Raw genomic sequence first — 11,690 nt, forward strand, 5'->3', positions numbered from 1 at the left:
AAGGTCTAGACCAAATGAAACGCGCCGGTGTCACGCGTGACGCGTGACACCGGCGCGGAATCGAGCCGATCAGCTGCCCTGGGAGAGGTTTCCGGAGAGGATCGGGATGTTGCTGGCGATGTGCGAGACGGCCTCGTCGCCCTTGGCCTGGGTGGAGTTCTCGGCGCACTGCTGGTTCTGCGGGTTGGCGAGCACGTTGACGTCCTGGACGCCGACGTTCGCGATGAGCGCGAGCACGGACTGGGCGTTGACCTTGGCCGGCAGGCCGACGCAGAGCTTGTTCAGCGAGCCCTGGATGGCGCCGAGCTGCGGGCTCATCTTGCCCGCGGTCTCCTGGTTGCCGTAGATCTGGGCCGCGTTGTTGCCGTTCACGGTGTTGATGCCGTTGTCGTTGCCGATCGCCATCGCCGGGGAGGCGGCCGCGGCACCCGCGCCGAGCACGGCGGCGGTGGCGGCTGCGGTGGCCATGAACTTCTTCAACATGTGGGGATCCTTCTGTCGCACTGTCGCATGTGATGGCTGCCCTCGGCGGGACGTGCTGATCAACTGTCGACAGTGCTCGGGGTTATCCCCACTCACCCGTGTGGCCCAATGCCGGATCGAGCCACCCCCGGCCGTGGCGGCGGGGGGCGAGCTCCTCGGGATCGAGGGTCAGCCCGTCTTGCGGCGGACCTTCTTGTTCTTGCCGCCGGGGCCGCTGCTGGCACCCTGGACCTTCGCCCGGCTCTGGTGGGACTGCTGGGACTGGGCGTTCGCGGCGTTGCGTTCCAGGGCCTCGCGGAACTTGCGCTTGGCCGCGTCGGCCGGGGACTCGTCCTGCGGGGTGTCGGTTTCGTCAGCCATCTTGTCCTCCTGGGGTGATCGAGCGGTTTCAGTCTGTCAGGTGACGCCGGCGCTGACCAGCGAGTTCCTCTATGCTCCAAGCGTCGCTTGGGGAGGTCATAAGTTTTGATTATGGGGTCATAAAGAGACACCGGGTGCTGAGTTAGGTTTACCTTCGTTTAGGGTTCCCTTTGATCCACCTTGCCGTCGCTCGAAGGGAACCTCTGCCATGCCTCGCCCTCTGCGGGTAGCAATCGTCGGTGCCGGCCCGGCCGGTATCTACGCCGCCGACGCGCTGCTGAAGTCCGAGGCAGCCGTCGAGCCCGGTGTGTCCATCGACCTCTTCGAGCGGATGCCCGCGCCCTTCGGCCTGATCCGGTACGGCGTCGCCCCCGACCACCCCCGGATCAAGGGCATCATCACCGCCCTTCACCAGGTGCTCGACAAGCCGCAGGTCCGCCTCTTCGGCAACGTCGACTACCCGAACGACATCAGCCTCGACGAGCTGCAGTCCTTCTACGACGCCGTGATCTTCTCCACCGGCGCCACGGCCGACCGCGCGCTGACCATCCCGGGCGTCGACCTCGACGGCTCCTACGGCGCCGCCGACTTCGTCTCCTGGTACGACGGCCACCCGGACGTCCCGCGCACCTGGCCGCTGGAGGCCGAGAAGGTCGCCGTGCTCGGCGTCGGCAACGTCGCCCTCGACGTCGCGCGCATCCTCGCGAAGACGGCCGACGAGCTGCTGCCGACCGAGATCCCGGCGAACGTCTACGACGGCCTCAAGGCGAACAAGGCCCTGGAGGTGCACGTCTTCGGCCGCCGCGGTCCGGCGCAGGCCAAGTTCAGCCCCATGGAGCTCCGTGAGCTGGACCACTCGCCCAACATCGAGGTCATCGTCAACCCCGAGGACATCGACTACGACGAGGGCTCCATAGCCACCCGCCGCGCCAACAAGCAGGCCGACATGGTCGCCAAGACCCTGGAGAACTGGGCGATCCGCGACATCGGCGAGCGCCCGCACAAGCTGTTCCTGCACTTCTTCGAGTCGCCCGCCGAGATCCTCGGTGAGGACGGCAAGGTCGTCGGACTGCGTACCGAGCGCACCGAGCTCGACGGCACGGGCAACGTCAAGGGCACCGGCAACTTCACCGACTGGGACATCCAGTCCGTCTACCGGGCCGTCGGCTACCTCTCCGACGAGCTGCCCAAGCTCCCCTGGGACGTCGAGTCGGGCACGGTCCCGGACGAGGGCGGCCGCGTGATCGACGCCGGTGGCCACCTGCGGTCGACGTACGTCACCGGATGGATCCGGCGCGGTCCGGTCGGCCTGATCGGCCACACCAAGGGTGACGCGAACGAGACCGTCGCGAACCTCCTCGCCGACCACGCGGAGGGCCGCCTGAGCGAGCCGGCCGCCCCGGCGCCGGAGGCCGTGGAGGCCTTCCTCGCCGAGCGCGGCGTCCGCTACACGACGTGGGAGGGCTGGCACCGCCTCGACGCGGCCGAGAAGGCCCTCGGTGAGCCCCAGGGCCGCGAGCGGGTGAAGATCGTCGAGCGTGAGGGCATGCTCGAAGCGAGCGGAGCGTAGTAAGGGGAGGGCCGGGACCCGTACGGGTTCCGGCCCTCGGTGCGTGCGTTCGGCGGCGGCGGGAGTCGTGCCGGCGGGCGAGGGCGTCCTCAGACGCCCCGTTCCCGCTCCAGCACACCCCGAACGAAAGCCGCCTGCCCGGCGTGCTGGAGGTCGTCCCCGAGCACGCTGACCAGGCGTACCCCGAGGGTGACCGGCGGATCCCAGCGTTCGTCGACCACCCGGTCGAGATCGGCGGCGGCGAGCCCTCGGACGAACCGGGCGGTCCTCTCGTGCACCGCGTCGAAGTACCCCAGCAGCAGCTCGCCCGAGTCGACCCGGACGGTGTAGACGTCCCGCGACGTGTGCCCGTACCCGGTCGCCCCGGCGGGCAGGGGGAGGGCGAACCGGTCCGACCAGCCCTCGGCGTCCCACACCTGATCGGTGCCGGCCGCGTCCGAGATGTGGTCGTCCTGGACCCGGGTCAGGTGCCAGACGAGCCAGGTGACCGAGTTCGCCGCCGGGTCCACGCGCGCGTTGAGCAGTTCCGCCGGGACCCCTTCCACGACCTCGTGCACGATCTCCCGGATGCGTCCGAAACCGTCGGCGATGACGTCCGTAGCCTTCATGGATCCACCATGCAAGGCCCGGGGGCCCGACCGCCGCGAGCGACACGCGGAGGTCGGGCCGCCGGGCCGGCGGACGGGCGCTCGGTCAGCGGGTGGCGTCGGCCTTCTCGGCCTTCGCGGCCGTGTCCGCCTGCTCGGCCGCCGCCGCGGGCTCGGTCGCCACGGGGCGACCGGCGGCCGCGGCCACGGTGCCGTGCCCGCCCCGCAGGCCGATCCAGCTGATCACCGCGACCAGAGCGAAGGCCACCGCCCCGATCCCGAAGGTGAGGGTGAAGCCGGACTCGGCGGGCAGCGGGGGAACCCCCGCCGGCAGGTGCTCCACGGTCTTGGAGGCCAGGATCGTGGTGACGACGGCGCTGCCGATCGCGCTGCCCGTGGAGCGGGAGATCGAGTTGATGCCGTTGGCGATGCCGCTCTGGTGGTGCGGGACGCTGGACATGATCACGGCGGGCATGGCGGCGTAACCGAAGCTGACGGCCGCGCCGACGACGAGACCGGCGCCGATCACCGACAGGCTGTGCTGGTGGTCCAGGCCGAGCCAGGCGAAGCCGGCCGCGCCGAGGGCCGCGGCCAGGGCCAGTGCCGTACGCGGACCGCGGTGGCGCACGATCTGGCCGCCCACGGGCGAGGCGAGCAGCGAGACGATGGCACCCGGCAGCAGGAACTGCACGGAGGCGCGCAGGATGGACGCGTCGAAGCCGTAGCCGGTGAGGGCCTCGGGCATCTGGACGAGGTACGAGACGCCGAGGAAGTTCGCGAACATGCCGAAGCCGACGAGGACGCCGGCCAGGTTGGCCATGAGCACCGGGCGGTGGACGAACATCTTCATGTCGACGAGCGGCTCGCGCACCTTGCGTTCGACGAGCACCCAGACGGCGGCCATGGCGGCGGCGCCGGCGAAGCTGCCCAGCGTGCGGGCGGAGCCCCAGCCCCACTCGTGGCCCTGGGAGATCGGCAGCAGGAGCAGCAGCAGCGCGATGCCGAGGGTCAGCGCGCCGAGGAAGTCGGTGCGGCCGCCGGTCTTGTGGCGGGTCGCCGGGACCAGGAACACGACCGCGAGCAGGGCGAGGAGCGCGAAGCCGGTCGCCATCCAGAAGGCGTTGCGGTAGTCCGCACCGGAACCGGAGGTGAGCAGGCCGGTCGCGACGAGCGCGAGCCCGCTGCCGAACGCGAGCGTGCCGCTGACCAGGGCCATCGCGCCCGGCAGCTTCTGCGGCCGCACCTCCTCGCGCAGGACCGACAGGGCCAGCGGGAAGATCGCGGTGGCGGCTCCCTGGAGCACCCGGCCCAGGATCAGCAGCGGCAGCGAGGTGGCCAGCGCGGCGATGACGGAGCCGACGACCATGACGCCGAGCACGGCGACGAGGGTGGGCTTCTTGCCGTGCTGGTCGCCGAACCGGCCGAGCAGCGGGGTGAAGACGGCGGCCGACAGCAGGGTGGCGGTGGTCACCCAGCTCACGTTGGCCGTGGTCGTGCCGAGGTCTTCGCGGATCAGGCCGAGGATCGGGACCGGGAGGGTCTGCATCATCGACACGACCATGGCGGCCAGGCTCAGGGCGAAGACGATGACCGTCTCGTTCCGGGCCCCGGCGGCCGGGGTGGCGGGGGAGTGGGTGCTCATGACTGGGGTGAACCTTCTTCGTGTTTCGGAGCTGAAGAGCTTCGGAACGCAGATGTTTGACCTTCTCAAGTAACTCGACCGACGGTAGACGTCGATAGTTAAGGTGGTCAAGTAAACAATTGATAATGTGAAGCATCCTGAGTACGCTCCAGGTATGAGCGACACCGCCACGCAGACCCCCACCAAGCTCCAGCTGCTGGAGCTGCTCGCCGCGATCGGCACCGCCCAATGGCGCGAGTTCGCGGCAGCCGCGGCCCAGCACGGCCTGACCTCCACCCAGGCCCGGGTCCTCGCCCAGCTCGACGGCCCCGTGCCCATGCGCGGCCTCGCCACCCTGCTCGTGTGCGACGCCTCCAACGTGACCGGCATCGTCGACCGGCTGGAGGCCCGCGAGCTGGTGCGCCGGGAGCCCGCCCCGGCCGACCGCCGCGTCAAGAACGTCGTCGCGACGGACGCGGGCCGCGAGGTCATCCGCCGCGTACGCGAGGAGATGCAGGCCATGCACGGTGCGCTGGACACCCTCGACGAGGCCGAGAGCGCGACGCTCTACGCCCTGCTGGGTCGCCTGCGCCCCTCGATGGAGAAGGGCGCCTGAAGTAGCCTCGGCCTCCATGAGTACTTTGCAGACGATCAACGACGTGTCCGTGCTGATGTGCGCGGCGGAGGGCGAGGTCATCGCCGGTGAACGCGAGGCGCTCGACTACATCGGCGATGCCGGCTACCAGGGTGCCCAGTGGGTCGTCATCCCCGCCGGGCGGTTCGACGACGCGTTCTTCCGGCTGAGCACCCGCGTCGCCGGCGCGATCATCCAGAAGTTCGTCCAGTACCGGGTCGGGATCGTCGTCCTGGGCGACATCTCGCGCCACACGGAGGCCAGTCCGGCGCTGCGCGACTTCGTCCGCGAGTGCAACCGCGGTACCCAGGCATGGTTTCTCGCCGATGCCGCAGAGCTGGGCGAGCGGCTGGCCGGGCGGGCGGCATGAGCGGAGCCGGCGCGCTGTGCGTCCTGAGGGCGGCCGACCGGACCGCCACCGTCTGGAAGAACGGCGGGGGAGTCACCCGCGAGATCGCGGCCTGGCCCGAGGGCGCCGGCATGGACGACTTCGGCTGGCGCGTGAGCCTGGCCGAGGTCGGGGCCGACGGGCCCTTCTCGGCCTTCCCCGGCATCGCGCGCACCCTGACCCTCGCCGAGGGCGCGGGGATGGACCTCACGGTGGCGGGCGTACACCGGGTCGTGGACGAACGGTTCGCACCGCAGGACTTCCCCGGGGACGAGCCGACCGACTGCCTGCTCCTCGCCGGACCCGTCGTGAACTTCAACGTGATGTACCGCAGGGGCGCGGTGGAGGCGCAGACGGCCGTCGTACGGGGCACGCTCACCCTCGCGGTCCCGTCGGGCGGCACCCTGCTGGTGGCCGCGCTGGAAGGACCGGCGGTCCTCGAACACCCGGGTGACCGCACGGACCTGCTCCCGTACGACGCGGCCCTGGTGACGGGCCCGTACGACTGCCGCGTCCGCACGATCGGCCGCGCGGCGGTCGTCCGCCTCGCCCCGGGCCCGGCCTCCGCACCGGACCCGCTCTAGCGGGTGCGGGTGCCCAGTTTGATCCACTTCGCGGTGCTGGGCACGCCCTTGGCGTCCAACAGGAAGAGCATGTAGTAGCCGGGCGGGGCGTCGGCCGCGCTCGGCGGCGTGCGCAGGCCGATCGTGGAGCCGCGGACGCCGGTGATCCGCAGGTCCAGGTGGCGCTGGCTGGTGTTCACCGAGTGGGTGACGGTCGTCGGCGCCAGCAGCACCGCGCGCGTGACGTCCTTCGCCGTCGAGCTCGTGACCTGGAAGGCCGCGTCGTGGGCGAGGTCGCCCCCCGGGGCCCGGTCGAGCGCCGGCCGGGCGCCCCGGTGCAGGTAGGCGGGCTCGTAGAGCTCGATGCTGCCGTCCATCCCGTCCTTGATGTCGGGATCGTTGGCGATCTGCTGGAGCTCGTCGCCGGTGACCATCATCCGGCCGTCCGGCAGGACCAGGGCGTTGGAGTGATAACCGCGGGGCAGCCGCTGGGCCGGACCCAGCTTCCAGTGGCCGCGGGCGTCGCGCAGTTCGATCTGCCGGTACTTCAGATCGGCCTTCGGGTTGAAGGGCCCGTTGCCGTAGTCCCGGGTGTCCAGGGCGCCGTTCACCGTGATCAGGGTCCCGTCGGGGAGGATCAGGGTCCCGTCCTGGGTGCGGCCGAAGGCCCGCGGTTCCTCGATGGTCCAGCGGCCGCCGGACAGCCGGTACGTGAGCGGGTCGCGCGGGTCGCCGCCGAGCACCAGGACGGAGTCCGGGCCCCGGAGACCGGCCGGCAGCGGCACCGCGGAGCCGTAGCCCCGGAAGTCGGCGGGCCGCCGGGGCAGGTCGGTGCGGGTGTCCTTGACCGGGTCGAACAGCCACTGCTGGTCCGCGTCGCGGCCCAGTCCGTAGATCTTCCCGTCCCGCAGCGAGAAGAGGTGCGGATAGTCGTTCCGGAAGGGGGCCTGGGACCGGAGCCGCTCCGCGGGCACGTTCGCCGGGATGTCGTACGCACGCCAGGGCACGGGCCGCCCGAGCGCCGGGAAGCGCTCGACCACCGGGGTGGGGGTGCCCGTACCGCGCTCGGACTGGCCGGACATGATGATCTGCCGGCCGTCCGGCCCGGTCACCACCGAGGGGTACCAGCGCCCCACCGCCATGTCGCGGTTGCGGAACCACTTCTCGGTCCACGGGTCGAACACGAAGGACAGCTTGGCGCCGCTGCCGCCCTTCCCGCCCACGTTGCCGCCGAACACCCCCACCATTCCGTTGGGGAGGTAGGAATGACCGGCGCAGAAGAACGGTGCCGGGCGCGGGGCGTAGGCGCCGTCGGGCATCAGGACCACCGGGGGCGGCACGTTCGTGAAGGCCTCGGCCCCGGTTCCCCTGGCGGGGTCCCAGAGGTAGGCGCGGCCCGCGTTGGTCCGGCCGACCGTGTTGGTGGGCCCGGTCTCCTTGGTGGGATCGGCCTCCACGCGCTCGAAGGAGAAGAGCAGCACCTTGCCCGTCGGCAGCTGGGCCACGTGGACGCCGAAGTCGGGGGAGGGGAAGAACGCGGTGAAGCGGCCGAAACGGGCCGCGTCGAACTTCGCGTTGCCCTTGAGCTGGGACTCCCGCAGCGAGGCCAGGCTCGATGTGCGCTTCGACTGCGGGTACCCCTTGTTGCCCTTGGCGGCCTCGCGCAGCCGCGCGTGCGCGCGGGCGTGCTCCTCGCCGAGCACCCCGGCCTCGTCGCCGGTGTGGTGGACCGCGGCGAAGGCCTGGACGGGGCCGGTCAGGGCGAGGGCCAGGGCGCCGGCGAGCGCCGACGCCGACAGGGCGGTGAAGCGTGGTCGTGGTGCGCGGGGCATGGAACTCCTCGCCGCGGGAGACTGCTGGTGGCCTGAAGGACCTCGCCGATATTAGGAAAAATCGGAAGGAGCGGCCGGTGCGACTCGGTGCTCCGGGCCGGCTGGGGCCATTCGGTGGAGGGGTTTGGGTAGATTTATCGTTTCTGCGGTGATGGGCTACGGCCATCGAGGTGAGCCCGCGTGCCCGTCGGCCGACCGGGGCGGCCCCGGACCGCTATCCATGGCGGTGTGATCAAGTCCCTCCGCACCGGATTCACCGCAGCCGCCGTGACCGCGGCCCTCGTCGCGCTCACCCCCGCCGCCGGGGCCTCGCCCTCGGCGCCCGCGGCCCCCTCCGACCAGGTGACCGTGGACGTCGCCTCCGTGAACGGATCGGGCTGCCGTCCAGGCAGTGCCGCCGTCGCCGTGTCGCCTGACAACACGGCCTTCACCGTCACCTACAGCGAGTACCTGGCCCAGGCAGGCGGCGGTGTCTCCGCCGTCGAGGGCCGCAAGAACTGCCTCCTCTCCCTCGACGTGCACGTCCCCCAGGGCTACACCTACGCCGTGGCCAAGGTGGACTACCGCGGCTTCGGCAGCCTCGCGCCGGGCGCGGTCGGCACGCAGAAGGCCAGCTACTACTTCCAGGGCATGAGCCAGACCGCGTACCGGACCCACAAGTTCACCGGCGAACTCGTCGACAACTGGCAGGCGACCGACACCACGGGCATCGAGGCCCTGGTCTTCGCTCCCTGCGGCGAGCAGCGCAACTTCAACATCAACACCGAGCTGCGCGCGGAAGTGGGCACCTCGGACCCGTCGCACACCAGCTTCATGGCGCTCGACTCGACGGACGGCAGCATCAACAGCGTGTACCACTTCTCCTGGAAGCAGTGCCCGGTCCGGCGCTGATCCGGGAGCACGCGCTCCCCGCCGCGGGGGCCCACCCCCGGTGGGCCCCCGCGGTGTGTCCGGTGCCGGTGCCGGGTCAGGTACGGGTCCCACCGCGGGCCCGGCGCCGGGTCAGGCCGAAGCGCGCCGTACCAGGGCCGTGGCGGTGATCACCGGATCGGGCGCGGTCCGCCCGTGCCGACCGCCGTCCGGACCGCCGTTCAGGCTGCGCATCAGCAGCCGCGCCATCAGGCGGCCCATGCCCTCGATGTCCTGGCGTACGGTCGTCAGCGGCGGATCGGCGCTCTCCGCCACCGGTTCGGCGTCGTCGAAGCCGACCAGCGCCACGTCCCCGGGCACCGTGCGACCGCTCTCCCGCAGCACGCGCAGCGCACCGGTCGCCATCAGGTCGTTGCCGGCGAAGACGGCGTCGATCCCGGCGTCCCGGTCCAGCAGTTCCGCCATCGCGCGGGCCCCGCCCGCCGGGGTGAAGTCCCCCTCGGCGAACAGCTCCGGGCCGGCCGCCGCCAGTGCGTCCCGGTAGCCGCTCAGCCGGTCGGCCGCCGAGGTCTGGTCGAGCGGGCCGGCGATGTGCGCGATCCGCCTCCGCCCCTGCGCCAGCAGGTACCGCACCGCCTCCCGGGCGCCCCCGCGATTGTCGGCGTCGACGTAGACCACGCCCTCGTCCGTGCCCTCCCCGGTCCCGGTGGTCCAACCGGGCCGGCCCCCGTACACCGTGGGCATGCCGATGCGGCGGGTGATGGCGGGCAGCGGGTCGTCGGTGTGCAGGGAGAAGGCGAGGGCGCCGTCGACGTGGCCGCCCGCCAGGTACCGCTCGATCCGGTCGTAGTCGCCGCGGTCCTCGACCAGCAGCAGGACGAGCTGGGTGTCGTGCGCGGTCAACTCCTTGGCGATGCCGCGGACCTGGCGCGAGAAGAACGGGTCCGAGAAGATCCGGACCTCCGGCTCCGCGATGATCACCGCGACGGCCCCGGTGCGTCGGGTCACGAGGGTGCGGGCCGCGGGGTTGGGGACGTACCCCAGCTCGCGGATCGCCGTGCGCACCCGGTCCACCAGATGCGCGCGGACCCCGTCACCGCCGTTGACCACGCGGGAGGCTGTGGCCCGGGACACCCCGGCGTGCTCGGCGACGGCCTCCAGGGTGGGGCGGCTGCCGGGACGCGGCTCGGTCACGGATGCTCCTCCACGGACGGTGGCCTCGACGGGCAGAAGGGTAACCGGTGATCGCCCCGGGTCGCTCCCCCGTAGGCGGGTTACGGCCGGGTCGCGGCCCGCTCCAGCAGGTCCCGAAGCACGCGCTGCTCCTCCGGGGCGAGGCCGGCCAGCGGGGAGTCGACCGCGAGGAGCGCGAGGAGACGTTCGCGGAGCGCGGTGCCCTCGGCGGTCAGGACGAGCTGCTTCGCGCGGCGGTCGGTGGGGTGCGGGTGACGCTCGATCAGGAGCTGCTTCTCCAGCTTGTCGACGACGAAGGTGGTGTTGGAGGGCTCGCAGCTCATGCGTTCGGCGAGCTCGCGCATGGTCATCGGCCCGCTCATCTCCCGCAACGCGGTCGCCTGGGACGCGGTCAGGCCCAGGGTGGCGGCGCGCTCGCGTACGTGCTCCGCGATGCGCTGGGCCAGCCCGTTCACCAGACCGCACAGCTGTCGCTCGGCGATGGCCCGCAGCTCGGGGGGAGTCGTCATCGCACCAGCCTAGCAAGTCCATGAAGTCGAAATAATTACAGCTTGAATGATTCGAACTTGATGTTTATGGTGGCGTCGTCGCCGGAGCACGCCGCGGTGACCTGATGGCACTTCACAGGAGAGAACCCATGGCCGACTTGACGGCAACTCAGGACGTACGACTGCGCCGACCCGCGGGAATCCGCTCCATACGGCTGGGGGACACCAAGGTGTCGTACGTGCCGGACGGCGACGTGCGGCTGCGCCCCCTGCAGCTGCTCCAGGACAGCACCGACGAGGTGTGGGCCGCGCACCCGGAGTACCTGGATCCCGATGGCCACCTCGTGGGGAGCGTCGGCGGTCTGCTCGTGGAGCACGGCGGCCGCGCCCTGCTGATCGACGCGGGCTTCGGCCCGCAGGAGCACGCGGCCCCGGACGGCCCGCTCGCCACGATCCGGGGTGGCTCGCTCGTGCGCAGTCTGGCCGAACTCGGTCGCCGTCCCGAGGACATCGAAGCGGTGGCCTTCACCCACCTCCACGCCGACCATCTCGGCTGGGCCTGCCACCCCGCGCCCGGCGGCGACCACCCGGTGTTCGCCCACGCCGCGTACCTGATCTCCGCGGGCGAATGGGAGGGGCGCGATCTCCTGGTGGCCCAGGGCATGGCCGAGCAGGTCGCGGCCCTGGCGCCGCGCGTGCGGACGATCACGGAGGGTCAGGAGATCTTCCCCGGTGTGCGGGTACGGATCACCCCCGGCCACACCGTCGGGCACGCCGAGTTCGTCATCACCGGCGGCGGGCGCCGTCTGATCGCCTTCGGGGACGCCGTGCACTCGCCCCTCCAGATCGACCACCCGACCTGGTCCTCGGGCTTCGACCACGACGGCGCCCTCACCGCCGGTCACCGCCGCCGCCTCGTCGCCGAGCTGGCGGAGCCCGACACCATCGGCTTCGGCGTCCACTTCGCCGACGTGGTGTTCGGGCAGGTCCGGCAGGACGGGGCGGGCCCGGCCTGGCGCCCTCTGGACGGGTGAACCGGAGCGCGGGCGGCGCTCGGGGTCCCGGGCCGGCGACGGCCTCCGGGCGCCGGCCCGCGCGCC

The 11,690-nt window shown here is 71.7% G+C and carries 13 protein-coding genes; 6 read left to right on the forward strand and 7 right to left on the reverse strand.

Translation table 11 applies throughout. The features are described from left to right. Positions 1–69: 69 nt before the first annotated feature. Entirely contained in the window at positions 70–483 is a 414-nt protein-coding gene (locus ACWG52_RS34280) for a rodlin (protein ID WP_389812890.1), read from the reverse strand. Positions 484–651: 168 nt separating this feature from the next. Beyond that, positions 652–843 carry a DUF5302 domain-containing protein gene (locus ACWG52_RS34285; RefSeq protein WP_389812893.1) on the reverse strand — a complete coding sequence of 64 codons (192 nt, stop codon included), beginning with the start codon at positions 841–843 and terminating at the stop codon, positions 652–654. Positions 844–1,051: 208 nt separating this feature from the next. Between ACWG52_RS34285 and ACWG52_RS34290 the strand changes: the two genes are divergently transcribed. After that, the gene (locus ACWG52_RS34290; protein ID WP_389812896.1) at positions 1,052–2,413 is read left to right on the forward strand and encodes an FAD-dependent oxidoreductase; all 1,362 of its coding nucleotides are present in this window, start codon (positions 1,052–1,054) and stop codon (positions 2,411–2,413) included. Positions 2,414–2,502: 89 nt separating this feature from the next. Here the strand turns inward: ACWG52_RS34290 and ACWG52_RS34295 are convergent, their stop codons facing one another. Continuing rightward, positions 2,503–3,021: a mycothiol transferase gene (locus tag ACWG52_RS34295; RefSeq protein ID WP_389812898.1), complete on the reverse strand. Its 519-nt coding sequence runs from the start codon at positions 3,019–3,021 to the stop codon at positions 2,503–2,505. An 85-nt stretch (positions 3,022–3,106) separates the two neighbouring features. After that, a complete protein-coding gene (locus tag ACWG52_RS34300; protein ID WP_389812901.1) occupies positions 3,107–4,642 on the reverse strand; it encodes an MFS transporter in 1,536 nt (511 codons plus the stop codon). A gap of 154 nt (positions 4,643–4,796) precedes the next feature. Here ACWG52_RS34300 and ACWG52_RS34305 point away from each other — a divergent pair, with 154 nt between their 5' ends. Genes ACWG52_RS34305 through ACWG52_RS34315 form a run of 3 tightly spaced genes read left to right on the forward strand, consistent with a single transcriptional unit; the run spans position 4,797 to position 6,227 of the window. Continuing rightward, a complete protein-coding gene (locus tag ACWG52_RS34305) occupies positions 4,797–5,237 on the forward strand; it encodes a MarR family winged helix-turn-helix transcriptional regulator (RefSeq protein ID WP_389812904.1) in 441 nt (146 codons plus the stop codon). Between the two features lie 16 nt (positions 5,238–5,253). After that, positions 5,254–5,625: a DUF4180 domain-containing protein gene (locus ACWG52_RS34310; RefSeq protein WP_390136364.1), complete on the forward strand. Its 372-nt coding sequence runs from the start codon at positions 5,254–5,256 to the stop codon at positions 5,623–5,625. Next, positions 5,622–6,227: a HutD/Ves family protein gene (locus tag ACWG52_RS34315; RefSeq protein WP_389812909.1), complete on the forward strand. Its 606-nt coding sequence runs from the start codon at positions 5,622–5,624 to the stop codon at positions 6,225–6,227. Before ACWG52_RS34310 ends, ACWG52_RS34315 begins: the two co-directional genes overlap by 4 nt. Here ACWG52_RS34315 and ACWG52_RS34320 read toward each other — a convergent pair. Further along, a complete protein-coding gene (locus ACWG52_RS34320; RefSeq protein WP_390136367.1) occupies positions 6,224–8,038 on the reverse strand; it encodes a galactose oxidase-like domain-containing protein in 1,815 nt (604 codons plus the stop codon). The two genes, ACWG52_RS34315 and ACWG52_RS34320, sit on opposite strands and share 4 nt — an antisense overlap. 228 nt (positions 8,039–8,266) lie before the next feature. On the opposite strand from ACWG52_RS34320, the gene ACWG52_RS34325 reads away from it, so the two are divergent. After that, entirely contained in the window at positions 8,267–8,929 is a 663-nt protein-coding gene (locus ACWG52_RS34325; protein ID WP_390136370.1) for a DUF4360 domain-containing protein, read from the forward strand. A 111-nt stretch (positions 8,930–9,040) separates the two neighbouring features. Here ACWG52_RS34325 and ACWG52_RS34330 read toward each other — a convergent pair whose 3' ends face one another. Together ACWG52_RS34330 and ACWG52_RS34335 are read right to left on the reverse strand one after the other, a co-directional pair. Beyond that, complete coding sequence (locus tag ACWG52_RS34330) at positions 9,041–10,102, reverse strand: LacI family DNA-binding transcriptional regulator (RefSeq protein ID WP_389812918.1); 1,062 nt, start codon at positions 10,100–10,102, stop codon at positions 9,041–9,043. Between the two features lie 80 nt (positions 10,103–10,182). Beyond that, the gene (locus tag ACWG52_RS34335) at positions 10,183–10,611 is read right to left on the reverse strand and encodes a MarR family winged helix-turn-helix transcriptional regulator (RefSeq protein ID WP_389812921.1); all 429 of its coding nucleotides are present in this window, start codon (positions 10,609–10,611) and stop codon (positions 10,183–10,185) included. Between the two features lie 128 nt (positions 10,612–10,739). Here ACWG52_RS34335 and ACWG52_RS34340 point away from each other — a divergent pair, with 128 nt between their 5' ends. Next, positions 10,740–11,624, forward strand: a complete 885-nt coding sequence (locus tag ACWG52_RS34340) for an MBL fold metallo-hydrolase (RefSeq protein WP_389812924.1) — start codon at positions 10,740–10,742, stop codon at positions 11,622–11,624. Positions 11,625–11,690 lie beyond the last annotated feature (66 nt).

Source organism: Streptomyces sp. CLCI03 (genome assembly GCF_053615355.1).

Bases quoted from the DNA above. Each gene is read 5' to 3' on its own strand.
- ACWG52_RS34280 (WP_389812890.1), bottom strand. From the start codon at position 483: ATGTTGAAGAAGTTCATGGCCACCGCAGCCGCCACCGCCGCCGTGCTC.
- ACWG52_RS34285 (WP_389812893.1), bottom strand. From the start codon at position 843: ATGGCTGACGAAACCGACACCCCGCAGGACGAGTCCCCGGCCGACGCG.
- ACWG52_RS34290 (WP_389812896.1), top strand. From the start codon at position 1,052: ATGCCTCGCCCTCTGCGGGTAGCAATCGTCGGTGCCGGCCCGGCCGGT.
- ACWG52_RS34295 (WP_389812898.1), bottom strand. From the start codon at position 3,021: ATGAAGGCTACGGACGTCATCGCCGACGGTTTCGGACGCATCCGGGAG.
- ACWG52_RS34300 (WP_389812901.1), bottom strand. From the start codon at position 4,642: ATGAGCACCCACTCCCCCGCCACCCCGGCCGCCGGGGCCCGGAACGAG.
- ACWG52_RS34305 (WP_389812904.1), top strand. From the start codon at position 4,797: ATGAGCGACACCGCCACGCAGACCCCCACCAAGCTCCAGCTGCTGGAG.
- ACWG52_RS34310 (WP_390136364.1), top strand. From the start codon at position 5,254: ATGAGTACTTTGCAGACGATCAACGACGTGTCCGTGCTGATGTGCGCG.
- ACWG52_RS34315 (WP_389812909.1), top strand. From the start codon at position 5,622: ATGAGCGGAGCCGGCGCGCTGTGCGTCCTGAGGGCGGCCGACCGGACC.
- ACWG52_RS34320 (WP_390136367.1), bottom strand. From the start codon at position 8,038: ATGCCCCGCGCACCACGACCACGCTTCACCGCCCTGTCGGCGTCGGCG.
- ACWG52_RS34335 (WP_389812921.1), bottom strand. From the start codon at position 10,611: ATGACGACTCCCCCCGAGCTGCGGGCCATCGCCGAGCGACAGCTGTGC.
- ACWG52_RS34340 (WP_389812924.1), top strand. From the start codon at position 10,740: ATGGCCGACTTGACGGCAACTCAGGACGTACGACTGCGCCGACCCGCG.